This is a genomic window from Rothia koreensis (genome assembly GCF_052232265.1).
Lineage (GTDB): Bacteria > Actinomycetota > Actinomycetes > Actinomycetales > Micrococcaceae > Rothia > Rothia koreensis.
The window spans coordinates 1274791-1300913 of record NZ_CP197643.1 but is presented as its reverse complement, the minus strand read 5'-3'; the positions used below and the strand labels follow the sequence as shown (position 1 = coordinate 1300913).

At 63.7% G+C, this 26123-nt stretch carries 28 protein-coding genes; all 28 read right to left on the bottom strand.

Annotation, left to right across the window (positions count from 1 at the left end; all coding sequences use genetic code 11):
• Positions 1–291: 291 nt before the first annotated feature.
• Positions 292–2910, bottom strand: a complete 2619-nt coding sequence (locus ACTSLZ_RS05700) for a hypothetical protein (protein WP_443095982.1) — start codon at positions 2908–2910, stop codon at positions 292–294.
• Between the two features lie 161 nt (positions 2911–3071).
• Positions 3072–3866 carry an ABC transporter ATP-binding protein gene (locus ACTSLZ_RS05695; protein ID WP_443096100.1) on the bottom strand — a complete coding sequence of 265 codons (795 nt, stop codon included), beginning with the start codon at positions 3864–3866 and terminating at the stop codon, positions 3072–3074.
• Positions 3867–3871: 5 nt separating this feature from the next.
• Positions 3872–4900, bottom strand: coding sequence for a FecCD family ABC transporter permease (locus ACTSLZ_RS05690; RefSeq protein ID WP_443095981.1), 1029 nt, complete (start codon positions 4898–4900; stop codon positions 3872–3874).
• A gap of 50 nt (positions 4901–4950) precedes the next feature.
• Positions 4951–6012 carry a FecCD family ABC transporter permease gene (locus tag ACTSLZ_RS05685; RefSeq protein WP_443095980.1) on the bottom strand — a complete coding sequence of 354 codons (1062 nt, stop codon included), beginning with the start codon at positions 6010–6012 and terminating at the stop codon, positions 4951–4953.
• Between the two features lie 6 nt (positions 6013–6018).
• Positions 6019–7023, bottom strand: coding sequence for a plasmid partitioning protein (locus ACTSLZ_RS05680; protein ID WP_443095979.1), 1005 nt, complete (start codon positions 7021–7023; stop codon positions 6019–6021).
• Between the two features lie 19 nt (positions 7024–7042).
• A complete protein-coding gene (locus ACTSLZ_RS05675) occupies positions 7043–8215 on the bottom strand; it encodes a hypothetical protein (protein ID WP_443095978.1) in 1173 nt (390 codons plus the stop codon).
• On the bottom strand, positions 8212–9396 hold the full coding sequence (locus tag ACTSLZ_RS05670) for a hypothetical protein (RefSeq protein WP_443095977.1): 1185 nt from the start codon (positions 9394–9396) through the stop codon (positions 8212–8214). The genes ACTSLZ_RS05675 and ACTSLZ_RS05670 overlap by 4 nt, the downstream gene beginning before the upstream one ends.
• A 71-nt stretch (positions 9397–9467) precedes the next feature.
• Positions 9468–10490 carry an ABC transporter substrate-binding protein gene (locus ACTSLZ_RS05665; RefSeq protein ID WP_443095976.1) on the bottom strand — a complete coding sequence of 341 codons (1023 nt, stop codon included), beginning with the start codon at positions 10488–10490 and terminating at the stop codon, positions 9468–9470.
• Between the two features lie 240 nt (positions 10491–10730).
• Positions 10731–11003 (bottom strand): 30S ribosomal protein S17, encoded by a 273-nt coding sequence (rpsQ, locus tag ACTSLZ_RS05660; protein WP_129313904.1) that lies wholly within the window; start codon positions 11001–11003, stop codon positions 10731–10733.
• Complete coding sequence (gene rpmC, locus ACTSLZ_RS05655; RefSeq protein WP_129313903.1) at positions 11000–11326, bottom strand: 50S ribosomal protein L29; 327 nt, start codon at positions 11324–11326, stop codon at positions 11000–11002. Before rpmC ends, rpsQ begins: the two co-directional genes overlap by 4 nt.
• Before the next feature lie 2 nt (positions 11327–11328).
• Positions 11329–11745: a 50S ribosomal protein L16 gene (gene rplP / locus ACTSLZ_RS05650; RefSeq protein WP_129313902.1), complete on the bottom strand. Its 417-nt coding sequence runs from the start codon at positions 11743–11745 to the stop codon at positions 11329–11331.
• On the bottom strand, positions 11746–12573 hold the full coding sequence (gene rpsC / locus ACTSLZ_RS05645) for a 30S ribosomal protein S3 (RefSeq protein WP_129313901.1): 828 nt from the start codon (positions 12571–12573) through the stop codon (positions 11746–11748).
• On the bottom strand, positions 12574–12939 hold the full coding sequence (gene rplV, locus ACTSLZ_RS05640) for a 50S ribosomal protein L22 (RefSeq protein ID WP_129313900.1): 366 nt from the start codon (positions 12937–12939) through the stop codon (positions 12574–12576).
• Between the two features lie 62 nt (positions 12940–13001).
• Positions 13002–13283 (bottom strand): 30S ribosomal protein S19, encoded by a 282-nt coding sequence (gene rpsS, locus ACTSLZ_RS05635; protein WP_129313899.1) that lies wholly within the window; start codon positions 13281–13283, stop codon positions 13002–13004.
• A 12-nt stretch (positions 13284–13295) separates the two neighbouring features.
• The gene (rplB, locus tag ACTSLZ_RS05630) at positions 13296–14135 is read right to left on the bottom strand and encodes a 50S ribosomal protein L2 (RefSeq protein ID WP_129313898.1); all 840 of its coding nucleotides are present in this window, start codon (positions 14133–14135) and stop codon (positions 13296–13298) included.
• A 34-nt stretch (positions 14136–14169) separates the two neighbouring features.
• Positions 14170–14472: a 50S ribosomal protein L23 gene (gene rplW, locus ACTSLZ_RS05625; protein ID WP_443095975.1), complete on the bottom strand. Its 303-nt coding sequence runs from the start codon at positions 14470–14472 to the stop codon at positions 14170–14172.
• Positions 14469–15092: a 50S ribosomal protein L4 gene (gene rplD / locus ACTSLZ_RS05620; protein ID WP_129313896.1), complete on the bottom strand. Its 624-nt coding sequence runs from the start codon at positions 15090–15092 to the stop codon at positions 14469–14471. Before rplD ends, rplW begins: the two co-directional genes overlap by 4 nt.
• A gap of 5 nt (positions 15093–15097) precedes the next feature.
• Positions 15098–15754 (bottom strand): 50S ribosomal protein L3, encoded by a 657-nt coding sequence (gene rplC / locus ACTSLZ_RS05615; RefSeq protein ID WP_129313895.1) that lies wholly within the window; start codon positions 15752–15754, stop codon positions 15098–15100.
• A gap of 16 nt (positions 15755–15770) precedes the next feature.
• On the bottom strand, positions 15771–16079 hold the full coding sequence (gene rpsJ, locus ACTSLZ_RS05610; protein WP_030015043.1) for a 30S ribosomal protein S10: 309 nt from the start codon (positions 16077–16079) through the stop codon (positions 15771–15773).
• Between the two features lie 495 nt (positions 16080–16574).
• Positions 16575–17189, bottom strand: coding sequence for a hypothetical protein (locus ACTSLZ_RS05605; RefSeq protein ID WP_443095974.1), 615 nt, complete (start codon positions 17187–17189; stop codon positions 16575–16577).
• A 14-nt stretch (positions 17190–17203) separates the two neighbouring features.
• Positions 17204–18805, bottom strand: coding sequence for a GMC oxidoreductase (locus ACTSLZ_RS05600; RefSeq protein WP_443095973.1), 1602 nt, complete (start codon positions 18803–18805; stop codon positions 17204–17206).
• 334 nt (positions 18806–19139) lie between these two features.
• The gene (gene tuf / locus ACTSLZ_RS05595; RefSeq protein ID WP_129313892.1) at positions 19140–20330 is read right to left on the bottom strand and encodes an elongation factor Tu; all 1191 of its coding nucleotides are present in this window, start codon (positions 20328–20330) and stop codon (positions 19140–19142) included.
• Between the two features lie 179 nt (positions 20331–20509).
• The gene (fusA, locus tag ACTSLZ_RS05590; protein WP_178979529.1) at positions 20510–22624 is read right to left on the bottom strand and encodes an elongation factor G; all 2115 of its coding nucleotides are present in this window, start codon (positions 22622–22624) and stop codon (positions 20510–20512) included.
• A 66-nt stretch (positions 22625–22690) separates the two neighbouring features.
• Entirely contained in the window at positions 22691–23161 is a 471-nt protein-coding gene (gene rpsG, locus ACTSLZ_RS05585) for a 30S ribosomal protein S7 (protein ID WP_129313890.1), read from the bottom strand.
• Complete coding sequence (rpsL, locus tag ACTSLZ_RS05580; protein WP_129313889.1) at positions 23161–23535, bottom strand: 30S ribosomal protein S12; 375 nt, start codon at positions 23533–23535, stop codon at positions 23161–23163. Before rpsL ends, rpsG begins: the two co-directional genes overlap by 1 nt.
• A 393-nt stretch (positions 23536–23928) precedes the next feature.
• Positions 23929–24714 carry an IclR family transcriptional regulator domain-containing protein gene (locus ACTSLZ_RS05575; protein WP_129313888.1) on the bottom strand — a complete coding sequence of 262 codons (786 nt, stop codon included), beginning with the start codon at positions 24712–24714 and terminating at the stop codon, positions 23929–23931.
• Positions 24711–25436: a 3-oxoacid CoA-transferase subunit B gene (locus ACTSLZ_RS05570; protein ID WP_397555004.1), complete on the bottom strand. Its 726-nt coding sequence runs from the start codon at positions 25434–25436 to the stop codon at positions 24711–24713. Before ACTSLZ_RS05570 ends, ACTSLZ_RS05575 begins: the two co-directional genes overlap by 4 nt.
• Positions 25433–26119, bottom strand: a complete 687-nt coding sequence (locus ACTSLZ_RS05565) for a 3-oxoacid CoA-transferase subunit A (protein WP_178979527.1) — start codon at positions 26117–26119, stop codon at positions 25433–25435. The genes ACTSLZ_RS05570 and ACTSLZ_RS05565 overlap by 4 nt, the downstream gene beginning before the upstream one ends.
• Positions 26120–26123: the final 4 nt, after the last annotated feature.

Below are 26123 nucleotides of genomic sequence, written 5' to 3'. Positions count from 1 at the left end.
GCTTCGATGGCGGGCGAATGCGCCCGTTGACAGCGGCATTATGCACTGGCACGAAAAACCCGTGGTTGAGCGTAGGCCGAGTGGGCCCACACAAGTATTCAAGGCTATCACAAGCGAACTCCACCCGGACAGGGCCAGACGAGCCGAGACGCCGGGAAGGACTTGACGTTCGTCACCCCTGCCTCATTCGAAACGATGACCGGGGCCGAGGCGGAACAGCACGAACCGCCTCGGCCCCGATTCTCAGGACGCCCAGAGGGATGCGTCGGGTGCGCTCAGCGCGTCACCCGATCAGTGGGCCTTCTTGCGTCGGAGCGCCACCACCGCAACACCGGTGGCCAGTGCCGCGGCACCCAATCCGGCAACCCACATCAGCTTCCCGGCACCGGTGTGGGCCAGGCTGGACTGCGCGGCAGGCGCGGAGTTGTTCGAAGGGGTCGAGGTTTGGGAAGCCGTTCCCGACCCGTTCGTCCCGCTCTGGCTCTGGGAGCCGGAGGTGCCCGACGCCCCGCCGTTGTTGTTCATGGTGTTGCCGCTTGCGGCGGCACCGGCGTTACCGTGATCGCCAGAATTCTCGGGAGCGTTGTTCTCCGAAGCCTTCTGGCCGTCATCGCCGGCGCTTGCAGGATCTCCCGTGGCGGCGGACGATCCGCCTTCCTTCGTGCTGGCACCATCTCCGGTCTCACCGGGGGCCGCCCCGGTGGACTTCGTGGTGGAGCCCTGCTGACCCTGGGTCTGCCCCTGGCCACCGGCCTGGGGACCCTGCTGCCCGGCGCCCTGCTGCCCAGCGCCCGGCTGGCCCTGGGCCTGGCCACCGGCCTCGGAAGCCCTCTTCCCGGGGTCCTGCTCGGTGTTTCCTGCGCCAGAACCCTTCGAATCTCCGTCGGTCGAGGACGCCGGAGCCGGCATCGGCTCCTGCTTGACCGGCTCACTCGGGCTCGGAGCCGGCATCGGCTCCTGCTTGACCGGCTCACTCGGGCTCGGGTTCGAAGTCGGCTCCGGCTTCACCGGGTCGGCAGGAGCAGCCATTTCACCGACCTTCGAATCGACCAGTGTTCCGTATCCCTGGAAGTCCCTGTTCGTTGGGGTCACGTGCATCGTTTCCGGTGCGCCACAGGTCGGCTGGGCGATGGTGATATCGAGGTTCGCGCCACGGGACGTATCACCCTCCTTGATGGAGCCCGAGAGGAAGGAGAGCGTGTGCGAGGTTCCCGGGCCCCAGGAAGCGTCCTTGACGGTGGAGTTGTCGGCGGTCGGGTAAGGCAGCTCGATAGACCAATTGCCTTCGGCGTCTGCCTCGACGGTGCCAATCACTGCATCGCCGTTGATGGAGACCTTGCCGCGGTCGTACTTGACGGCGATCGTGGACCCTTCAGCCCCCTTCGGGTATTTCCACCCCGTCCCCGACACCTTGATGGCCTGACCCTCGGAGACCACGGTGGCGCCCGTGACCTTGGCCTCTGCGTCCTGCCTCGACTCGACCGTCTTGACGTTCGCTTCGGAGCCCGTCACAGGCTTCGTCTGGCCCTTGACGGTTCCAGTCGGCGACGCGGTCAATTTGACGAGAGTGTCAGCGTTGATCGGGGTCGGCTCGGCGGGCTGCCAGTCGGCGGGTGCACCCTCAGGGGCTTTGTTCTGCACGCCCTTGACGGACGTCGACGCGGTGGTGAATTTTCCGGTGCGGTAATCGATCGTGAAGGGAACCTCCGCGTTCTTGTATGCCCCGCCCTTGTCCACGGCGAACACGCCCTTGGGTGTCACAACAACATCGTTGACGCCGAAGGGAGCATCCGAGGAATTCTTGGCGACGGAGGCCGCAACCGTGTGGGTACGGCCGTCGATCACGTAGACGCCCTTGTCCGGAGACTTGCCATCGAAATCGGTGAGGTACACGACGTCGTTGTCCTCATCCGCATCCAGAGACAGTGCCCTTCCACCAAGATCGATCCACGCCTTGAACTCGCCGGTGGTCTTGTCATAGACGCCCACACCGGAGTTCTTCCCCTTGTCGCCCTGGGACGAAACGTATATTTCATTGAGGGAGTGATCCACCACGACGTCGGATGCGTAGAGATTGGCCCCCGGGTCCTGCTTGTGGAGCTTGACCACCTGAAGCGGCTGCGAGAGATCTTTCAGGTCATAGATCTTGACCTCATCCCTCATACGCACCGGGAAGTAGGCCCTCCCTTCCGACTCGTCCACCCACATATTCATCACGGCGGTGGTCTTGTCCTCAACATCGGCCACGGTGATCTTCTGCAGGAATGCGTAAGTCTTCGTGTCGAAGACCAGCACGGAACCACGAACGCCCACGAATGCCTTGCCGTCGGCAACACGAACTTCGCGCGGATGGGCGAAGTCGATCTTCGCACGCTCGTCCTGCGAGAGCTTGGAGGTGGAGAAGACCTCCTTCAGGGTGGCCTGGTCGTATACCGTGACCTCATTCGCGACGGTATTGGTCACCCATACGGTGTTGTTCACATCGTCAACATCGATCCCGAAGGCTCCCTTGAGTTGGACGCCGGCGGGCTCGGTCGCGTGCTTCGGAACGTAGGGCACGGTGTCCAGAGCAACGGTCTTCTCGACCTTCATGGTCTGCGGATCAATCTTGGCGAGAGTGGCCGTGGTGCTTGCTCCGCCAAGGACGGTACCGGTTGCCCAGAGCGCGTCGTTCTTTTTCGAATACGCCAGCTGGTACTGCCCTGGCAGACCTTGGGTCTGCTCGGCACGGACGTCAAAACTGCGGTATTCGCACGTTGCCGAAGCAGAACCGTGAGCCGGAGCCGCCGGAGACATTGCCCCGTCGGCCTGAGCCGCGGTCAACGTTCCTGCGAAAGTCAGGGCCGTTGCCGCGGAGACAGTCGCCCATACCTTGAAGCCCCGAGGGCGGAAGTTGTTGTAGGAAAACATAGTGATCCTCATAGTTTTCTGAATGCGAATGGTGCCCAGAGGCCGTAACGGTGTCCGGTCGCGACCCGCACTCGCGCGGTCGAACCAGACCGTGATAACGCCGACCCTTGGTACATGCTTAAGGTAGCCTACTCTCGCATTTAAGGTAACCTTAATATCGGTTACAAAGTACTTTCCGCGGGGACGACCATGGGTGCACCAGTCACCGGATCGGCCACCACCAAGGCCTCGAGGTCGAACACCCGGGCGATCAGGTCAGCGTCCACGATCTCGTGGGGGCTGCCATGGGAGATGATCCGCCCGTCCCGCATCATCACGACCCGCGTGGCATATCTGAACGCGAGGTTGAGGTCGTGGAGAACCATGACGATCGTGCGGCCGGCCCCGTGGAGCCGGCGAGTCAGATTGAGCACCTCGATCTGATGAGTGATGTCCAGATACGTGGTGGGTTCGTCGAGGAGGATCAGGGGCGTGTCCTGAGCCAGAGTCATCGCGATCCAGACCCTCTGGCGTTGGCCGCCGGAGAGCTCCTCCATCGACCGTTCCCTGAGCGGTAGTACATTCGCCGCGGTCATCGCGTCGACACACGCGCGTTCGTCGTCGTCGGTCCACGCGCGCAATAGAGACTGATGCGGGTAGCGCCCGCGAGCGACGACGTCGGCGACGCTCACCCCCGAGGGAGCCTCCGGAATCTGCGGCAACATGGCCAGAACCCGGGCGATGTCCTTGGTGCGGCTCTTTTCCATGGCGACGTCGTCCAGGAAGATCTTCCCCGCCGATGGGGTCAGCACCCGTGACAACGATTTGAGCAGGGTCGACTTCCCACAAGCGTTCGGCCCCAGGATCACCGTCAGCTCGCCGTCGGGAACCTGGAAGTCGAGTTTCGAGAGCACGGCGTCGTGGCCGTAGCCCACGGTCATCCCCTCTGCGCGCAATCTGCTCGCCCGTGCGTTCATGCTGCTCACGCTCGTCTCCGTTCCACGATGATCAGATACACCAGATACAGCCCGCCCAGAGCGCCGGTTACCACGCCCGCATTGAGCGAAACGGGCAGAAGGTGCTGGCCCGCGACATCCGAGCAAAGAACGATGACCGCGCCCATCAGTGCCGCGGTCGTGAGTCCCGCGCCACGCGACGCGGTGAGGCTCCTGCCGATGTGCGGGGCTGCCAGGGCCACAAACGCCAGCGGACCGGTTATCGCCGTGGCCAGACCGACCAGGAGAACTCCCACGAACATGCCCGTGACTCGCCACGCGTTGACTCGCACTCCCCTTCCGACGGCGAGCTGGTCCCCGAACCGGAGCATCGCCAGCGGACCGGAAGCCTTCATCAGGACCGGCGACAGGATCAGGAGCCCGGCCGCGATCAAGAGCGTCTTGCTCCAATTCATGGTGTTCAGGGACCCGGCGAGCCAGGAGGCCGCCGTCTGCGCCTGCGTCAACGACGCCCGAACCACCAGGAGTGAGTTGATTGCCCCCAAGGTCGCACCGGTGCCTATTCCGATCAGAACGAGGCGGTATCCTCGCAGACCGGTGTGCCGGGTCAACAGGTAGATGATGAGGCCCGTGCCGAATCCGCCGAGGATCGCTCCTGCCGCGACGCCGAACGGGCCGGCGTCGAATACGAGAATCTGCAGCAACGCCCCCGTGGCCGCGCCATGAGTGAAGCCGATGACATCGGGGCTGCCCAGGGGGTTCCCGGACAGAATCTGGAACGTCGCACCGGAAAGACCCAGCGCGGCACCCACCGCGATCGCCGCGGCCACCCGGGGCAGCCGGACTTGGTTCACGAAGTAGACGTCGAGACGGTCTCCCCTGCCCATGAGCGCCTCGTAGACGCCGGAGGGGCCAAGGTTTCGTTCGCCCTGTGTCATGGCCCAGCCCGCGACCGCCGCCAGAAGCAGAGCCAGAACAAGGTGCACGACCAGCTGGCGGACCGGGAAGTCCGCGTGGATGACCCGCCTGATCGAGACAACGAATCGGCCCGACATGTCCTTGCGGAACAGCCCTCTGCCGCCGCCAGAGCGGTTCCTTGCGGCTCTCACAGCGACCTCACCTGCCGACCGGACATCATCGCCATGAACAGCGGCCCCCCGGCCAGGGTCGCGATGATTCCCACCTGCGTTTCCTCAGGGGCGATGACGACTCGGGCCAGAACATCAGCGGCCAGCAACCACGCGGGGCCCAGGAGCAGGGACCCAGCATTGACCCAGCGGACGTCATTTCCCACCGCCCGGCGGACCACGAACGGGACGGCAAGTCCCACAAAGGCCACCGGCCCCATCGCCGCGGTGGCCGCACCCGTCAGCAGAGCCACGGAGACAAGAGTGATCGTCTGAGTCCTGGCGAGCCGCACGCCGAGGGCGACACCGGACTCCTCCCCGAGAGCCAACGCATTGATCGAAGGGGCAACGGCCACGGCCAAGACCAAACCCACCGCGACCATGGGGCCGATCGACTCCACGACCGTGACATCCCGCCCTTCGAGGGAGCCGGCAACCCAGAGCCGGAACTCATCGAAGGCGTCCCGGTTGGACAGGACCAACGCCTGGTTGGCCGCGGCCAGGGCCGCGGAGAGAGCGACACCCGCGAGCGCCAGCCGGACGATTGACCCCGTTTCCCCACGACCCAGGACGAAGACCCCGGCGCCGGCCACGGCCGCTCCTCCGAGCGCCGCCAACATGTAGACGTGGATGTTCTGCGGGCCGAAGAGCACCACGGAGAGCACGACGGCGACGGAGGCACCCGCGTTGACGCCCATCAGCCCTGGTTCCGCCAGAGGGTTGCGCGTCAGCGACTGCATGAGGGATCCGGCGACTCCGAGCGCCGCACCGCAGAGCAGGCCCAGAAGGGTGCGGGGTATCCGTTGTTCCATCACGATGGTTCGAGCCGTTGCCGAGCCCGCGCCGCGGAAGACCTCGACGACGTCGGAACCTGCCAGCCCGTTGGAACCGAAGCGCAGAGACGCCAGAACGGCCGCCGCGGCACAGGCGGCGAACAGTCCGCACCACGCGACTCGGGCCGGCGACCGCCTCCGCACGACCGACGCCGTCATGGGCTCGATCTCGACGGCGGCGCGATGGGAGGGGTGATCACCTCGCATCACCGCCTAGGATTCCTGAGAACCTGAGCGCCGGCGCCTGACATACCAGACGGTCGCGGCGGTCAAGGCCATGACGACGAACGCGATGGTGCCGACCCAGGGGAATCCGGCGGAGTCCTTCGCGCTTTCGGCCGAAGCGTTCTCGGCATGGTCCCCGGAGTTCTTGGCCTTGGCCCCTGGACTCGCGGTGGCCTTGCGCTTCTTCGTGCCCTTGGAGCCGTCGTTCTTTCCGCTCTCCGCATCCTTGTGCTCCGCGGCTTGGTCTTCCGAGCCGGACTCCTCTCCCGCACCCGAGGAACCTGCCATCAGCCGGTCGTATTCCTCCTTGGAAATCGGGTTGCCGTCGGCGTCGACGTACTCGACCGCGTCGTCGCCCTGGCTGCTCTCGCCGGATCCCCCAGCTTGTCCTCCGGGCTGTCCGCCATTCGACTGCTGGCCGTTCCCGGCCGTTCCTCCGCCGTTGCCTCGATTCGCCGAGGCTTCACCGGAGCCGGAATCCTGTCGCGTCCCTCCGGAGAGGATGTCCTCGGACGTGACGTTGTACCGCTGGCCGCCCGAGGAGTTCTGGTTGACGCCCGCGGTGGTGAACTCGGGACTGATGTTGGTGAAGCCCTGGCTTCCCTTGCCCGGGATGACCTCCGTGGCCAGGAAGCGGAGGGTGTGCTTGCCGTCCTTCAGATCCTTGGGCAGGACGAACGAACCCTCCGCGTGTCCGTTCCCATCCGATTTCTGCTGGTGCACCACGCAGGCACCCTGAGCAGCGTCCTTGGGGCATGCGTCTCCGTTGTCGATCTTGATGTAGACCTGCTCGTTCCGAGGGAAGCCACTCAGGGTGAAATGAAGAGTGTCGCCTGCCCTGAGGTTGCCCGGCGAAACGGACGAGGAAGTTCCGTGCGTGCTTCCCTTGGCGCCGCCCGGTGGGAGCGCGGAGACGCCACTGAATCCCACCAGAAGCGCCACCACCGCGGCTATCAGTGCCATGAGGGGTCGCCGGAAGTACAAGGTGTTCATAATGCTTTCGGTTCCTTCCTTAGCCGTCCGAAGCCTCTGCCTCTCGGGTCGCCGAAGCCTCGGAGGCCTGCGACGCCGCCTGGTGCGGCTTGTGGGTCAGGTACAGGACCATGGCCAGGAGCAAGGCGCCCGCGAGCGCGAGCAACACGTTGTTCCAGGTCAGGATCTTCAGGGTGACCTTTGCTTCCTCCCGTCCCGCATTCGTCCCCTGAGAGTCGGACTCCGAATCCAGAGCCTGACTCCGGGCGGACGGCGAGGCTAGGGGACGTGCGTGGTGGTGGGCGTCCTTCTCCGCGTCCCGGAGCGAAGCCACCACTCGATGGACTGGGTGGCGGGCCGCGCGCACCCAGGGATAGACAGGTACGCCCGGAGCGCGGAGAACGCGGGCACGGTGCGGGGCCCGGCTCCGGACCCGGCCCAGACTCGTCATCTCCCGCACGGCCGCCGGGCTCCCGGGAACCGCACGGGCAGCGCTGGTCTGGCCCGATCCGGTGGTGAGGCCCGACGCCGGTGCCGCATGCGCCGCAGACCGGCGCGCGGACGTTCCCTGGGCGCCGCGGCCGTGGGCAGGGCCGACCTCCGCGCGCGGACCGCGTGCGTTCTCGGGAATCGTCAGCTGACCCCAACCCAGCAACGTCCCGAAGTCCTCGCGCTCCCCGTTCTGGACAACGAGCCGGTAGTCTCCTGCCGCCGCGTCATCGGGCAGGTCGTAGCTCAACGAACGGTGGTCGTCCAGGCGCACCCATCCGCTTCCCCACTGGTTGCGAGGCGCAGCCTCGGCGTAGGGCGTTGCCCTGACCCATTGCCCAGGTCGTGCTCCGGGAACCTCCACCGTGATCCGCGGGCCGTCGCGATTGACCCGGACATCGTGACGCGAATCCTCCGTGAGCTCATCGAGGCCCAGGGCCGGTGCCATTCCATTGGGGCGGTACTCGCCCACGGTGAAGTCCAGGGTGCCGCGACCGCCGAAGGTCATGGAAAGATCACCATGGCGAAGGGAGCCCGAAAGGAGGCGCAGGCTGTGGGCGCCCTCGGGGAACTCGGGCACGGAGGTTGTGGTGGTACCGTCCGGCAACTCGATCCAGGCATCGAGAACACCCGTGGCCGGATCAGGGTCGACGAGTGCCCAGATGCTCCTGTTGGAGTGGAGCGCCGTGTCCGGATGGGAGATTTCGCCTTCGTCGAGCTTCACCGCAACCTTCGGGGCGCCGGTCCTGCCCCCCCCCCCCCCCCCCCAGGGTTGCACCACCCTTCGCCGACCAAGTGAAGCTTGTCGCCCCGCTGCATGAACTGGTTCTCCACCCGTGCGGTCGGTTGGGGCGCCTGAGTACTGCAGCGGACCTCCGAAATGTCCTGAATGGGTTGTGCTGCCTCTCCATCGACCGGTATCGGATCGGTGACTGCCCGACGCTGCACGTCCCCGGTCAGGTTCCGCCCCGACTGCGCCGTGATGGTCACGTATTGCCCCGGCTTGCCATGGCGCAGCTCTTCGGGCGCCTTGACCGTGATGTCGAAGGATCCGGTCTGGTCGATCGTGTACAAGCCGTGCTCGGGGTCCTGCGTGGCCGTGCCCTTCGGGACGAGAAGGACCCAGGATGTCGGGTCCTTGGATTTCCCGAGGGAAGCCAAGTGGTCGCTGATGACTTGGTCTTCCCTGGCGTATTGCTCGATTTTCCCGGTCGGCGCCTGGTAGTTGACCTTGATCGAGACGATGGAGCCGGACCTCCCGTCCGCCGTCTTCCATCCCTTGCCGATCAGGTGGAGGGTGGTGTTTTTCCCGGTGGTGAACGGTGCGACGTCGATGGTCGCGGGCGAACCCGAGTTCACCGTCGACGTCGCCGAAACCCACGACGGCGTCTGTGCGGGCGACTCAGCTTGTCCAGCCACTGACACCTTCAGAACCGCATTGCGAGGCAGGTCCCCCTCTTTGAGGCTTCCGCTCAGGAAATGAATCGTGTGCTTGGTTCCGGGCAACCACGGCTTGTCCGAGTTTGCTTGGGTGGGGACGGGAAGCTCTGCGGAGAAGGTCTCGTCGGTCCTGGCCTCGAATTGGGTGACCACGCTCTCGCCGTTCACGGCCACGGTGCCTTTGTCGTATTTCACGGCGATCCGCGCTCCCCCGGCGAGGGAATTCTTCCAATCCCGGCCCTCGACATGGATCTTCCCGGCGACGTCGACCGTGAGGGGCCCGGAGACTTCGGCGGTCTTCTCGTTGGTTGTGACGGTTTGCCTGTTCGATGCGTCGTCGGCCGAGGCGCTGGGCAGAACCAGGCACGCGGCCAGGGCGAGAACCGCGGCGAGGAGGAGCGAGAGGAGCCGTCTGATGTGGGTGCGAGATCGCGCGCTGGTACGAGAGATTCCGATGTTCATCATGGGTTATGGAGTTTCTTCGGTCACTGGAAGGAAGGGCGCCGGAGACTGTGGGCCCCGGCGGATGGCGTCGCTCAGGCGAGCTCGGCCAGGATGTCGTCGACGATGCCGTTCAGCAGCAAGGGGCCACCGGTCGAGGTCCAACGGGACCCATCGACGGTGATGATGTGGTGGTTCTTGTAGGCGGACAGATCCGTGAAGCCCGACGTCTCCTCGGCCGTCTCAAGCGCCTGAGCCGCACCCTCTCGATCGGACGTAGAGTCCGAATGCGGGTTCGCCTGGCTTGCGCCACCGAGCGTTCCGAAGAACATGTAGTCCGCGTCGATGGTCGAAAGGTTCTCCAAGGAGACCGGGTCCGAATGCCCTCTCCCTTCTCGGTCCTGGGATTGCGGCCGCTTCAGACCGAGCCCCTCCAAAACCTGCCCCGCGGGAAGCTCCTTGAGGATCAGGGAAGGTCCGCTCCCCTGCCACCGCACGATCGAAAAGGTCTTGTCCCCGTACGTGGGCGCGAGTTGGGCTCTGCCTTTGCTGACCTCGTCACGAAAAGCCGACTTGACCTCTTCGCCCTTCGCCTCCAGGTTGAGCGCGCGGGCCGTGGTGTCGAAATTCAGCTCCCACGGACCGCCTGCGTACCCGCAGAAAACCAAGGGGGCGATCTGCCGGAGGATCTCCAGAACGTCGGGCCTGTTGTTGACGCTCGTCCCATCCACGATGATCAGGTCGGGCTCGAGGCTGGAGATTTTCTCGTAATCCAGGTCCCCAATGCCTCCGACCAAGGGAATGTCCTTGGCCTTGTCCGCGAGGTAGCCCGGAACGGAATTCTGTCCTCGGCCGGAGACGGTGCCCCCGGGGGTCACTCCGAGCGCAAGTGCGGCGTCCAGGGTGGGCTCCGAGAGCGCGACGACGCGACTCGGGTTGTCTGGGACGCGCACCTCGGCGTCGTCGATGTCCTTGACCACGCGCTCCGAGGCGTTCTCGGTGGACCCTCCGGAAGCCAAGACGTCGCATCCGGTGAGGCCACACAGGATGGCCGCGGCGGCCACGAGGCCAATGATCGTCCTCAACCACGTCCGTGGATTGCCATCACGCCGGCGCACGCGTTGATCCATTATTAACTGTCCCCTTATCCCCCGATATGGCACCCCTAAGTTTACTGCGATTTCGCGCCTCTTGTCATTGCGTACCTGGCTTGGGCAGACGTTGCGATGCGGTTGAGCAGGACGGCGCAATCGCCGTCGTGCCCCGGTCCGAAGAACCCACTTGGTCTTCTTAAACGCAAAAACCCCCTCCCGCACGAAGCGGGAGGGGGTTCTCAGGAGCGGGTCGCCCAGCGAGCCTTACTTGGCGCGCTCGACGATGTCCACGATGCGCCAACGCTTGTTGGCTGACATCGGGCGGGTCTCCATGATCCGAACGAGGTCGCCGATTCCGGCGGTGTTCTGCTCGTCGTGCACCTTGACCTTGTGGCTGCGGCGCATGACCTTGCCGTAGAGACCGTGGGTCACGTGGTCCTCGACCTCGACGACGATGGTCTTGTCCATCTTGTCCGAGACGACGTATCCACGACGGGTCTTGCGGAGATTGCGCTCTTCCGTCTTCTGTTCACTCACTTGGCATCACCTTCGGTAGCGCTAGCCGTATCGGCCTTCTTCGCTGCCTTTGCAGCCTTCTTGTCGGCCTTCTTGTCAGAAGCCTGGGCATTGCCCTCGGCCTCGGGTCGGATGCCCAGCTCGCGTTCGCGCAACACCGTGTAGATGCGCGCGATATCGCGCTTGACAGCCTTGAAGCGGCCCGCATTCTGGAGCTGCCCGGTGGCCTTCTGGAAACGGAGGTTGAACAGCTCCTCCTTGGACGAACGCAGCTTCTCGGTGAGAGCCCCGTTGTCCAGTTCGGCGAGCTGGTCGATGGAGAGATCCTTGGATCCTACTGCCATTTCTATTCACCACCTTCGCGACGCACGATGCGTGCCTTCATGGGGAGCTTGTGGATTGCCAGGCGCAGGGCCTCTTTCGCGACTTCGTCGCTCACGCCGGCCAGTTCGAACACGACACGGCCCGGCTTGACGTTGGCAACCCACCACTCCGGCGAACCCTTACCGGAACCCATACGGGTTTCGGCAGGCTTCTTGGTCAGCGGGCGGTCCGGGAAGATGTTGATCCAGACCTTGCCGCCACGCTTGATGTAGCGGGTCATGGCAATACGGGCAGCCTCGATCTGACGGTTGGTCACATACGCGGGTGCCAGCGCCTGAACGCCCCAGTCACCGAACGACACGGTGGTGCCGCCCTTGGCGACGCCGGTGCGCTTCGGGTGGTGCTGCTTGCGGTACTTTACGCGACGGGGAATCAGCATTTATGCCTCACCGTTTTCTGCAGTCTTGGCTTCAGCGGCGGGGGCCTCCGAAGCGCTGTTCTGCTGCTCGTTGCGCCCACCGCGGCGACCGGCGTTTCCACCGGCGTTGCGACGACGACGCTCGCCGCCTCCACGGCGGTCGTTGCCACGGCGGTTGCCCTGTGCGGCCTGCTGAGCAGCAAGTTCTTTATCGGTCAGATCACCCTTGTAGATCCACACCTTGACACCGATGCGACCGAAGGTGGTCTTGGCCTCGAAGAAGCCGTAGTCGATGTTGGCGCGGAGGGTGTGCAGGGGAACGCGGCCCTCTCGGTAGAACTCCGAGCGGGACATCTCGGCGCCGCCGAGTCGTCCGGAGCACTGGATGCGGATGCCCTTGGCCCCGGCCCGCTGAGCGGACTGGATGGCCTTCTTCATCGCGCGGCGGAAGGCGACGCGCGAAGCGAGCTGCTCGGCAACTCCCTGGGCAACCAGCTGAGCGTTGATCTCGGGGTTGTTGACCTCGAGGATGTTCAGCTGAATCTGCTTTCCGGTGAGCTTCTCGAGCTCGCCGCGAATGCGGTCGGCCTCGGCTCCGCGGCGGCCGATCACGATGCCCGGACGCGCAGTGTGGATGTCCACACGGACGCGATCGCGGGTGCGCTCGATCTCGACGTTGGCGATGCCTGCGCGCTCCATGCCGTTCGACATGAGCTCACGGATCTTCACGTCCTCGCGGATGAAGTCCTTGTAGCGCTGGCCTTCCTTGTTGGAGTCAGCGAACCAGTGCGACTTGTGGTCCGTAGTGATCCCCAGTCGGAATCCGTGCGGGTTGATTTTCTGTCCCACTTAGCGGTCCTCCTCATTGTCCGGGGTAGCGAGAACCACGGTGATGTGGCTGGTTCGCTTGTTGATGCGGTATGCGCGACCCTGGGCTCGCGGCTGGAACCGCTTCATGGTCGGGCCTTCGTCGACGAACGCTTCACTGATGAAGAGTTCCTCTTCCTTGAACGCGACGCTGTCACGTTCCGCGAGCTGGCGGGCGTTGGCCACAGCCGACTCGACGACCTTGAAAACCGGGTCCGAAGCCTGCTGCGGAGCAAACTTCAGAATCGCCAGTGCCTCATTCGCCTGCTTGCCACGAACCAGGTCGACGACGCGCCGGGCCTTCATAGGCGTCACGCGTACGAAGCGCGCAGATGCCTTGGCTTCCATTGCCTATCTCTCTTTCGTCTAATGTCGAAGAGTTACACGCTGCTGGATCGGTCGAAACCGAATCAGCGACGCTTACCCTTGCGGTCGTCCTTCACATGGCCGCGGAAACTCCGCGTGGGAGCGAATTCGCCGAGCTTGTGCCCGACCATCGACTCGGTGATGAACACGGGAACGTGCTTGCGTCCGTCGTGCACGGCGATCGTGTGTCCGAGCATGTCGGGGACGATCATCGAGCGGCGGGACCACGTCTTGATGACGTTCTTGGAACCCTTATCGTTCTGAGCGGCAACCTTCAGGAAGAGGTGCTGGTCAACGAAAGGGCCCTTCTTCAAACTACGAGGCATGTTTCAGGCTCCTTAGCGCTTGTTCTTGCCAGTACGACGACGACGCACAATGAGTTTGTCGCTTTCCTTGTTGGGGCGACGGGTGCGTCCCTCGGGCTTGCCGTTCGGGTTGACGGGGTGACGACCACCGGACGTCTTGCCCTCACCACCACCGTGCGGGTGATCGACAGGGTTCATGACAACACCGCGAACGGTCGGGCGAACGCCCTTCCAGCGGTTACGACCGGCCTTGCCCCAGTTGATGTTGATCTGCTCGGCGTTGCCGACCTGACCGATGGTCGCGCGGCAACGAACGTCCACGTTGCGGATCTCGCCGGAGGGCAGACGGAGCTGTCCGTACTTGCCTTCCCTGGCGACGAGCTGCACCGAGGCACCGGCCGAGCGGGCGAGCTTCGCGCCGCCACCGGGGCGGAGCTCGACGGCGTGGATCACGGTACCGACCGGGATGTTGCGCAGCGGCAGGTTGTTGCCGGGCTTGATATCCGCGTTCGGGCCGGACTCGACAACGTCGCCCTGCTTCAGGCGGTTGGGGGCGATGATGTAGCGCTTGGCGCCATCAACGTAGTGCAGCAGCGCGATACGCGCCGTGCGGTTGGGATCGTACTCGATGTGCGCAACGCGGGCATCGACGCCGTCCTTGTCGTGACGGCGGAAATCGATCAAACGGTAGGCCCGCTTGTGTCCGCCGCCCTTGTGACGGGTGGTGATGCGACCGCTGTTGTTGCGTCCGCCGTTTTTGTTCAGCGGGCGCAGCAGCGACTTCTCGGGAGTCGATCGCGTGATTTCTGCAAAGTCGGCAACGCTCGAGCCGCGGCGGCCCGGCGTTGTCGGCCTGTATTTACGGATAGCCATAATTCAGTTCCTCGTTAAAGTGGTCTCCGCGGCGCTAGGCCTGCGGACCGCCGAAGATATCGATGCTGCCTTCACTCAGGGTCACGATGGCACGCTTGGTGCTCTTGCGAGACCCCCAGCCGAAGCGCGTACGCTTCCGCTTGCCGGCACGGTTGATGGTGTTCACGGTGGAAACCTTGACGCCGAAGATGCGCTCCACGGCGTCCTTGATTTCCAGCTTGTTCGAGCGAGTGTCGACCTCGAAGGTGTACTTGCCCTCGTCGATCAGCTCGTAGCTCTTCTCCGAGACGACAGGCGCGATGATGACGTCACGGGGATCCTTGATGGTGGCGCTCACTTGGCGTCCTCCTGGTTCTTTCCAGCCTTGCTGGCGATTGCCACAAACACGTCGTAGGCATCCTTGGTGAAGACCACGTCGTCGGCGCGCAACACGTCGTACGTGTTGAGCTGGTCCGCGTACAGGACGTGGGCGAACTCAAGGTTGCGAACGGACAGGGCAACGTTGTCTTCCTTGCGGTCGATAACAACCAGCACGTTCTTGCGAGAGGTCAGATCCCTCAAGGCTGCCTTGGCGGCCTTCGTCGAGATCTCCTCGACGAGCGAGCTGACCACGTGGATGCGGCCGTGCGTCGCACGATCGGACAGGGCGCTGCGCAGGGCGGCGGCCTTCATCTTTTTGGGCGTGCGCTGCGAGTAGTTGCGCGGCACGGGACCGTGCACGATGCCGCCGCCAGTGTGCTGCGGCATGCGGACCGAACCCTGACGGGCGCGGCCGGTGCCCTTCTGCTTGAACGGCTTGCGTCCCGAACCGGAGACCTCGCCGCGGTTCTTCGCCTTGTGGGTGCCCTGGCGGGCGGCGGCCAACTGCGCGATGACGACCTGGTGCATCAGAGCCTCATTGGGCTCGACGCCGAAGACATCGGCCGGCAGCTCAACCTTTACGGTTTCAGTAGCCATTGGAGTTAGGCTCCCTTCACAGCAGTGCGAACCAGAACGACTCCGCCCTTGGGGCCGGGGATGGCGCCCTTGATCAGCAGAACATTGTTCTCGGTGTCGACACCCTGAATCGTGAGGTTCTGGGTGGTGTGGCGGTTGTTGCCCATACGCCCGGCCATGCGCATTCCCTTGAACACGCGTGCGGGGTAGGAGGCACCGCCGATGGAACCCGGCTTGCGGTGGTTCTTGTGCTGACCGTGCGAGGCACCGACGCCCTTGAAGCCGTGACGCTTCATGACACCGGCAAAGCCCTTGCCCTTGGTCTTGCCCACGACGTCGACGTGCTGGCCGGTCTCGAAGAGCTCAACGGTCAGCTCCTGGCCGAGGGAGTACTCGGAAGCGTCCGCGGTGCGAACCTCGACGAGATGACGGCGCGGAGTGGTCCCGGCCTTCTCGAAGTGTCCGGCGAGGGGCTTGGTGACCTTGCGCGGGTCAATCGCACCGAAACCGATCTGGATGGCGTTGTAGCCATCGGTGGCCTGGTCGCGCAGCTGGGTGACAACGTTGGAATCGGCCTTGACGACGGTAACCGGCACGAACTTGCCGTTCTCGTCCCAGACCTGGGTCATGCCAAGCTTGGTGCCCAGCAGGCCCTTCACCTGGCGCTCGAATGTGGTAGTCATTGGGATGCGATCCTCTTTACAGCTTGATTTCGATGTTCACGTCTGCCGGCAGGTCCAGGCGCATGAGCGAGTCAACGGCCTTGGGCGTGGGGTCGACGATGTCGATCAGCCGCTTGTGCGTACGCATCTCGAAGTGCTCGCGGCTGTCCTTGTACTTGTGCGGCGAGCGGATTACGCAGTACACGTTCTTCTCGGTGGGCAGCGGCACGGGGCCGACAACCGTCGCACCAGCACGCGTCACCGTCTCAACAATCTTCCGAGCCGAGGAGTCGATGACCTCGTGGTCATACGACTTCAGCCGGATGCGGATTTTCTGTCCCGCCATCTGTCGGACTCTCTTTCTTCAAGTACTTCCCTGTGTAGGAGTCTCTGGGGACTCCTCTGTATGGCGTCTTCTGGCAGAAACCGGGCGATGCGAACGGCGTTGCGATCGTCTCGCTCCAGCCATTCCGGCGTTCGATTCCTGGCGCCGCCTCACACGAACTGAATCCGGCATTCCCGGGTTCCTCAATCCGTTGAAGCACCGACCCCCGCACTCGGGCGTGTCGCGAAGTGTTCGCGCACGACATTCCAGAGTCGTTCGGACCGGGTCATTTTGGGCTTGGACGGAACTGCCCCGCATCCCTGGGATTCGGGCAGGTCAACGCCGACAAGCGCTTGAACAACGTTGTCTATCCTGCCAGAGGCTCGCGAGAAGGCGCAAGCCCGGACCGGCGAAGTGGCGAAAGACACTCCGGTGGCGGCACGGCGGCCCCTGCCTGTTCTCGGTCAGGGGCCGCCGTGCCTCGGACCGTCCGCGTCGGACGTCATAGCGAAGCAGTCAGAACACGCTGATCCACGGTACATGTCCGATTCTGAGGCTGTTGTCGTCGTAGTCGCCTTCCTGTTGGTCCTCGACCCAGGCGGCTACCAGCACATTGAACTCGGCGTGCAGGAAAGGAGGGTTGACGAAGTATCTCAGCGGTATGTCGATACTCTGCCCCGGTCGGAGCTCCCCGCGGCACGTGTACTTGTACTTGGCGCCGGATTGGTTCGTGGTGTCGGTCCACATCACGCTCGGGTTGGTGGTTCCTGCCTTGAGCCGGCCCGGCGCCGAGGACGCCCTGTCATTTCCGTAGTCTCGGATGATGATCTCGACGCTGCCGCTCGGGTCGACGGCGGTCAGCCGACCGACGTTCGTGATACGGATCGATGGAGGCAGCGAGCCTCGCGCAGCGACCCTGTGTCCCTTGGGCCCCCTGTAGACGGGAACCTCGTCCTTCGGCCGCCAATGATCCAGATCGTACGGGGGATCCACGACGTCGATGGCCAGGTCGGTCTTCATGCTGCTCGCGACCGCGGGTACGGCATTCGCCGTGACGAGCACGGGCACGGCCCAAGCGGCCGACCCCACGAGGGTCCGCCGCCTGAGCCGCGTATGGCGGGGTTCTGCCATATTCCCCATGTCGACTAGAACCTTTGCGCGTCGACGAGACGGTCCATGTTCCGCTCGGCGAGGGCAGTGATCGTCACGAAGGGATTGACCCCGATCTTGGCGGGAATCAACGAACCGTCCATGACGAACAAACCGGGCACGCCCTTGACCTCGCCCTGCAGGTCGGTGGCCTCCCCCAGCACCGCTCCGCCCAGCGGGTGGTACGTGAAGTAGTCCGAGAACGTCTTGTGCTTCTCGAACAAATCGGAGCGGTATCCGGTCCCCGGGTTCGCCCGGTTGATCCGATCGAAGAACTTCTGGGCCGCACGCACCGAAGGCTCCGCGTGGCTCGGCCCCCAGTCCAAGAACATCTTCTGGCTGCCGCGGTTCCAGGTGAAAGTTCCCGTGTGCGGATTGTTCGTGAGGGCCAGGTAGACGCCAGTCCTGAGGTCGATGCCTGCCGGGAACGGAGCGATCTCGGCGAACACCGAGTCCGTGGAGTCGTCCCAGTTGGACAGGCCCATGACCGGGATCGTGGATTGGCGCCACCCGGACCGAGTCCTGAGTCTGCGCGCGAGCATGGTATTGCCGTTCGGGCCCCAACCTCGGCCAATGGCATCCGGCAACCCGTTGATGGTGCCCTCCCCCTGAGCGGAGAGAAGCAGTCGGGTGGTGCCGATCGACCCAGCGGCCAGGACCACACGGTCGTATTCCCGGGTCCGGTTCTCAATGAGATTCCCGTTGAAGTCGATGGTCTTGGTCTGGAGCCGGAAGGCCCCTTCCGGAGCGCGCTCGATGGATCGCACCTCGGTCATCGGAATCACGTTGACCCGACCCGTGGCCAGAGCTTCCTTCAGGATCGTCTTGGGCAGGGAATTCTTGCCGTAGTCGTTGCCGAAGATGACCTGCTTGTCGAGTGCCGATCGCGGCACCTGGCCATAGACTTCCTTGCGCATGTAGTCGAAGTCGTACACGTTCGGGACCATGACATGGCCGATGCCGGCCCGCTTGGCCTGGTCGGCACTGACCCTGGCGAACTGGTACCAGGGCGAGTTCATGACCACGTCCATCGCGGGATCGTTGACCCGCAGGCCGCTGTTCGCACGCGGGAAGTACACGTTGTACATTTCCTCCGCATCGACCTGCGGCAGAACCTTCTCGAAGAAGGAACGACGCGGAGTCACGGCCATGCCGCCGGTGACCAGGGAGCCGCCGCCGATGCCCCGCCCCACGTAGACCTTCATGTTGGCGAAGTATTCGATGTCCAGTGCACCTGCGCCCCGGTCAATGCGCCGGTTGACCAGGTCCATTCCGCCCAGATAGCTGAAAGGCATGTCGGTGCGGGTCTTGAACCACATGGAACGGGCGGACGGCGAGGTCATCGTCGTGAAAATCCGGCCCTTGATGGGGCTCATCTTTTCCCAGTCCGTGCCCATCTCGATGAGATCGACCTGCTTGCCCGCCTGCGCCAACTTCCGCGCGGCGACCGCTCCCCCGTATCCGGAGCCGATGATGGCGATCCGGTTGGAGCCTCCGGTGGCCACGGCCGGCTGTCCGGAAACGGCGACGGCAGGTGCGGCGGCCGCGGCGATGGCCGAAGCCTTGAGAAGAGTTCTGCGAGTTATGTTGAACGACATAGTTCCACCCTTTGAAGTGCGAGTAATAGGTGAACCTCGTAAGAAACGAGTCGCTCTTATTTTATACATTTCTCGAATTCTTCATCCGAAAATTTCCGGGCGGAACCCCTCTCCCGCCGGCGCCGAATCCGCATGGGGACGCTATTTTCTGGCCGTCACGCATATCTCTGCGGCAGAATCCAACCGGTTTCCGAGGCAAGGTTTTCACCATTTTCCGAGGTGACCGAGAAAAAGGATAGAAAAGCAAAAGAAAGGGCCCCGGCAAAAGCCGGGGCCCTTTCGGACGGTAGTCAGCGCGGTGTCATGCGCCGGCCGTCGGGATCACAAAGAAATGTTACTTGGTGATCTTGGTAACGCGACCCGAACCAACGGTGCGGCCACCCTCACGGATGGCGAAGCCGAGTCCGTCTTCCATAGCGATGGGCTGGATCAGCTCAACGCTCATCTCGGTGTTGTCACCGGGCATGACCATCTCGGTGCCCTCGGGCAGCGTGATGACGCCGGTAACGTCCGTGGTGCGGAAGTAGAACTGCGGACGGTAGTTCGAGTAGAACGGGTTGTGACGGCCGCCCTCGTCCTTGGAGAGGATGTAGACGTTCGCCTCGAAGTTGGTGTGCGGGGTAATCGAACCCGGAGCAGCAACAACCTGACCACGCTCGACGTCGTCACGCTTGAGACCACGCAGGAGCAAGCCACAGTTCTCGCCGGCCCAGGCCTCGTCGAGCTGCTTGTGGAACATCTCGATACCGGTCACGGTGGTCTTCTGGACCGGACGGATGCCGATGATCTCGACGTCCGAGTTGAGGGCCAGGGTACCGCGCTCCGCACGGCCGGTCACGACGGTGCCGCGGCCGGTAATCGTGAAGACGTCCTCGATCGGCATGAGGAACGGCTTGTCCTTGTCGCGAACCGGGTCCGGGATGTAGTCGTCGACTGCCTCCATGAGGTCCTCGATCGACTTGACCCACTGCTCGTCGCCCTCGAGCGCCTTGAGAGCGGAGACGCGCACGACGGGAGCCTCGTCACCGTCGAACTCCTGCGAGGACAGCAGTTCGCGGACCTCCATCTCGACGAGGTCGAGAAGCTCTTCGTCCTCAACCATGTCGGCCTTGTTCAGCGCAACGATGAGGGTGGGGACGCCGACCTGGCGCGCGAGCAGAACGTGCTCACGGGTCTGGGCCATCGGGCCGTCGGTTGCGGCGACCACGAGGATCGCACCGTCCATCTGAGCGGCACCGGTGATCATGTTCTTGACGTAGTCAGCGTGACCCGGGGCGTCGACGTGAGCGTAGTGACGCTTGTCGGTCTGGTACTCGATGTGAGCAATGTTGATGGTAATGCCGCGCTGGCGCTCCTCGGGAGCGGCGTCGATCATACCGAAGTCCTGCTGCTCGTTCAGGTCCGGGAACTTCTTCGCGAGAACACTGGAGATCGCAGCAGTCAGAGTGGTCTTACCGTGGTCGACGTGACCGATGGTACCAATGTTGACGTGCGGCTTGGAGCGCTCGAACTTTGCCTTAGCCACTATGTTCCTCCTAGAACGTTTGATGGAAACTTGCGCTGGCTTTCTGCGCAGTCCGTGGTTGAAGACGGATTCCTGATCAACAATAACGGAAAATTCATCCCGCACGAAAACCAGCGCAAGTTTCTAGGCTTTGATTATTTGGATGGGAAGGCGGCCCGGAAGAGCCGCCGTGCGGAGATCTACTCCCCGCGGCTCTTCTGGATGATCTCGTCGGCAACTGCCTTCGGGACCTCTGAATAGCTGTCGAAAGTCATCGAGTACACCGCACGTCCCTGCGTCCTCGAACGCAGGTCACCGATGTAGCCGAACATCTCGGACAGCGGAACCAGGGCTGTCACCAGCTTGACGCCGGCGACGTCTTCCATGGCCTGGATCTGTCCACGGCGCGAGTTCAAGTCGCCGATGACATCGCCCATGTACTCCTCGGGAGTACGGACCTCGACTGCCATCAGCGGCTCGAGCAGCACCGGGTTGGCGCGACGAGCGCCTTCCTTGAACACCATCGAACCGGCAATCTTGAAGGCCATCTCGGAGGAGTCGACGTCGTGGTAGGCGCCGTCCACCAGGGTGGCCTTCACGCCAACCACTGGGTATCCCGCGAGGATACCGAGCTGCATCGCACCCTGGATGCCGGCATCCACCGAAGGAATGTATTCGCGGGGCACGCGGCCACCGGTGATCTTGTCCTCGAACTCGTAGAGCTCTTCGGAATCGAGAGCGATCGGCTCGAAATCGACCTGCACCTTCGCGAACTGACCGGAACCACCGGTCTGCTTCTTGTGGGTGAAGTCGACCTTCTCGACGGCCTTCTTGATCGTCTCGCGGTAGGCAACCTGCGGCTTGCCGACGTTCGCTTCGACGCGGAATTCGCGCTTCATGCGGTCGACCAGCACGTCGAGGTGGAGCTCGCCCATGCCGCCGATCTCGGTCTGACCGGTTTCCTCGTTGAGGGAGACTGTGAAGGTCGGGTCCTCGGCCGAGAGCTTCTGGATCGCGGTCGACAGCTTCTCCTGGTCGCCCTTGGTCTTGGGCTCGATGGCCACGTAGATCACGGGCTTCGGGAAGGTCATCGACTCGAGAACGATCTGGTTGGCCTGGTCGCACAGCGTGTCGCCGGTCGTGGTCTCCTTGAGACCGATCGCGGCGTAGATGTGACCGGCCTGGATCTCCTCCACCGGATTCTCCTTGTTGGAGTGCATCTGGAAGAGCTTGCCGATACGTTCGCGACGACCCTTGGTCGAGTTCTGAACCTGCTGGCCCGAGGTTGCGATACCGGAGTACACGCGAATGTAGGTCAGCTGCCCGTAGAACGGGTGTGCGGCCACCTTGAAGGCCAGAGCCGAGAAGGGTTCGTCTTTCGCCGGCCGGCGGACCAGCTCGGTTTCTTCGTTCCTCGGGTCGTGACCGACCATCGGGGGCACGTTCAGGGGGGACGGCAGGTAGTCGATGACAGCATCGAGCATGGGCTGCACGCCACGGTTCTTGAACGCCGAACCACAGAAGACCGGGTAGGCCTCGTTGGCGACGGTCAGAGCACGCACACCGGCCTTGAGCTCGTCGATCGTGATCTCTTCGCCCTCGAAGTACTTCTCCATGAGTTCCTCGGAGGACTCCGCGACCTGCTCGACGAGCTTGTCACGGTACTCCGCGGCACGTTCCTGAAGCTCCTCCGGGATTTCGCGGATCTCGTAGGTCGCACCCAAGGAAACATCGCCCTTGGCGTCGCCGGGCCAGACGTAGGCCTTCATCTCGAGAAGGTCGATGACGCCGACGAAGTCGCTCTCGGCACCGATCGGCAACTGCATGACGAGCGGGGTCGCACCCAGACGCTTCACGATGGTGTCGACGGTGAAGTAGAAGTCCGCGCCCAGCTTGTCCATCTTGTTGACGAAGCAGATGCGGGGCACCTCGTACTTGTCGGCCTGACGCCAGACAGTCTCGGACTGCGGCTCAACGCCCTCCTTGCCGTCGAAGACGGCAACGGCGCCATCGAGCACGCGCAGGGAACGCTCCACCTCAACGGTGAAGTCGACGTGGCCCGGGGTGTCGATGATGTTGATCTGGGTGTCTTTCCAGAAGCACGTCGTCGCCGCGGAGGTGATGGTGATGCCGCGTTCCTGTTCCTGGGCCATCCAGTCCATCGTGGATGCACCGTCGTGGGTCTCACCGAGCTTGTGGTTGATGCCGGTGTAGTACAGGATGCGTTCGGTAGTGGTGGTCTTGCCGGCATCGATGTGGGCCATGATGCCGATGTTGCGGACCTTGTTCAGGTCGGTAAGCACGTCAAGTGCCACGATGTTTCCCTTTCAGGTGGATCGACCATCGGGCCCGCCGGACAGCGGCGGGCCCACAGGAAGAAATTACCAGCGGTAGTGGGCGAAGGCCTTGTTGGACTCGGCCATCTTGTGGGTGTCCTCGCGACGCTTCACAGCGGCACCGAGACCGTTGGAGGCATCCAGGATCTCGTTCATCAGGCGCTCGGTCATGGTCTTCTCGCGGCGGAGCTTCGAGAAGCCCACGAGCCAGCGGAGGGCGAGAGCGGTCGCGCGTCCGGAACGGACCTCGACCGGCACCTGGTAGGTGGCGCCGCCGACGCGGCGGGAACGAACCTCGAGCGAAGGCTTGATGTTGTCCATCGCCTTCTTGAGGGTGGTCACTGCGTCGGTGCCAGTCTTCTGGGCGACGCCGTCGAGCGCGCCGTAGACAATGCGCTCGGCGGTGGACTTCTTGCCGTCCTGCAGAACCTTGTTGATCAGCTGAGTCACAAGGGGCGACCCGTAGACGGGGTCGACGACGAGCGGACGCTTGGGAGCGGGGCCCTTACGAGGCATTACTTCTTCTCCTTCTTCACGCCGTAGCGGGAACGTGCCTGGCCGCGGCCCTTGACACCCTGGGTGTCGAGAGCGCCGCGAACGATCCGGTAACGAACACCGGGGAGGTCCTTCACACGACCGCCGCGGACGAGCACGATGGAGTGCTCCTGCAGGTTGTGGCCCTCACCGGGGATGTATGCCGTGACCTCGACGCCGCCGTTGAGCTTGACGCGAGCAACCTTGCGCAGAGCAGAGTTCGGCTTCTTGGGGGTAGTGGTGTAGACGCGGGTGCAGACACCGCGCTTCATGGGGCTGCCCTTGAGAGCGGGCGCCTTGGTCTTCACGACCTTGGGAGTCCGGCCCTTCCGGACCAGCTGCTGAATTGTAGGCACTGTTGAGTTCTCCGTTTGATCTTGGCCCTCACCAAGGAGGGCCTTGAAATGTATGCCTCGTGCGGTGCGACCGCGCTGAGAGCACTGATAAACCGGTCTAGCGTTTTCGAGAAATGGGCACGGTTAACCGATGGCATTTTGGCACAAAAAAATAAAAAGTGTGCCAGAGGACCGTATCCATACCTGCCATTGATTCCGAAGCCCGCCTCTGTCGCATACCGTGGCGGTCTTCCCGACCTGCGCCAACAGACCTTCAGCGGTCCGTCGAACGGGGTCACAAGCCTTCGCGCACAGCACACTCGCACTGAGACTGAGTACTTCGACATCAACGATACCCCAGAATCGGCCCGTTGGCGAATGACTGTGAGGCACGCGACGACTGGTCCCTCCGCGTCAGGAGGGCAGACTCAGCCCGGCCCCGGACCGATAGGCGTGGCCGATGCGGAGGGCCGTCTCCCTGAGCCTCGGCAGGATCTTCTCCTTGATCTTGTCGGCTCGGGCATTCTCCGTGCCGACCCGCATCGAGACGTTGACGGCGGCAATGTGGCGGCCCTTGGCGTCCGTCACCGGGGCGGCTACCGATCGCAAACCCATTTCGAGTTCCTGGTCCACAATCTCCCACCCGCGTTCCCGGACCCGCAGGATGCGCGCACGCAGCTCGTCGATGTCGGTGACCGTGTGCCCCGTCAGCTCTTCGGGTTCCTGCCGCTCGAGGTACGCCTCGAGCCGTTCTTCGTCCAACCCCGCGAGCAGGACCCGGCCCATCGACGTCGCGTGGGCGGGAAAACTGGTCCCGACGCTGATCGCCACGTGCATGATGCGCCGGGCATGGACCCGAGCGACGTAGATGATGTCGTCGCCCTCGAGGACCGACATCGAGGTGGACTCCCCCACCCGCCCGGAGAGTTCCCTCAGGTGCGGATACGCAAGATCCGGCAGGGACAGGCTGGACAAATACGAATACCCGATGCCCAGGACCGTCGGGCTCAGCCGAAAGACCTTGCCGTCCGCGTGGACGTATCCGAGTTCCACGAGAGTGTGGAGGAATCTGCGGGCCGTGGCCCTGGTCAGCCCGGTTTTTTGGGCCACCTCGGACAGGGACATGCTGGCGTGGTCGGCGTCGAAGGCCCGCAGCACGGAAATGCCGCGCGCCAGGGACTGGACATAGGCTTCGCTCATCGGGCGCCCGTCGTGGTCCGGGCACCGGAGGTGTTGCCCGTGGCCGCGGTGTCCAGCGGACCCTGCAAGTCCACGTCGAGCTCACGGGCGAGGTCCTGCGCGTCGATGCCGAAGGTCTCCCGGACGTGGACGACGCCGTCGGCCAATTCGAACACCGCCGCATCCGTGTAGACACGGGACACGCATCCGACCCCGGTCAACGGGAAGTCGCACTCACGGACCAATTTCGGGGTGCCGTCCTTCGACCGCAGGTTCATCATCACGAACGTCTGCTTCGCGCCGATGGCCAGGTCCATCGCCCCGCCGACCGCAGGGATGGCTCCCGGTGCCCCCGTGGACCAGTTCGCGAGGTCCCCGTTCTGGGCGACTTGGAATGCACCGAGAACACAGATGTCCAGGTGTCCTCCCCGCATCATCGCGAACGAATCGGCGTGGTGGAAATACGAGGTTCCTGGCGTCTCCTTGACCGGGATCTTTCCGGCATTGATGAGATCGGGATCGATGTCCTCGTCGTGGGCCTGGGGACCCATACCGAGCATCCCGTTCTCGGTGTGAAGAGTTACACCGTGCTCGGGATCCAGGTAGTTCGAGACTTTGGTCGGTTGACCGATGCCGAGATTCACGAAGGCCCCCGCGGGGATGTCTTCGGCAACCAATCGGGCCATTGCCTCACGGTCCAGGGCATTGTCACTGGTGCGAGGAGTCGTGCTGAGCGCGCTCATGAGTCCTGGCCTTTCGTCGATGCTTCTGGAATGTTCACGACCGTGTCCACATAGATTCCGGGGGTCGCCACGGCCTCCGGGTCCATGTCTCCGGCGGAGACCCTGCGGGAGACCTGAACGATCGAATGGCTCGAAGCGGCCGCCATGATCGGGCCGAAATTCCGCGCCGTCTTCCTGTAGGTCAGGTTGCCGACGTCGTCGCTCGTCCAGGCCTTGGTCAACGCGAAGTCCGCCCGAAGAGGGTACTCGAGGACGTAGTGGACTCCGTCGATCTCCCTGGTTTCCTTGCCCTCGGCCAGCTCCGTGCCGTATCCGGTCGGGGTGAAGAAGGCCCCGATCCCCGCTCCGGCGGCGCGGATCCGCTCCGCCAGATTTCCCTGCGGCACGACTTCGAGCTCGATCTCCCCCGCCCGGTACTTCTCGTCGAAATGCCACGAATCCGACTGCCGCGGGAAGGAGCAGATGATCTTCCTGACCCGACCCAGGGCGATCAGGCGCGCCAATCCGACGTCGCCGTTTCCCGCGTTGTTGTTGACCACCGTGAGTCCGGTCGCCCCTTGGTCGATCAGGGCGTCGATCAGCTCCACCGGTTGGCCGGCGACCCCGAATCCGCCGATCATGACCGTCGAATCGTCCGTAATCCCTCGAACGGCCTCTTCCGCGCTCGTCACGAAGTTCACCACTGGC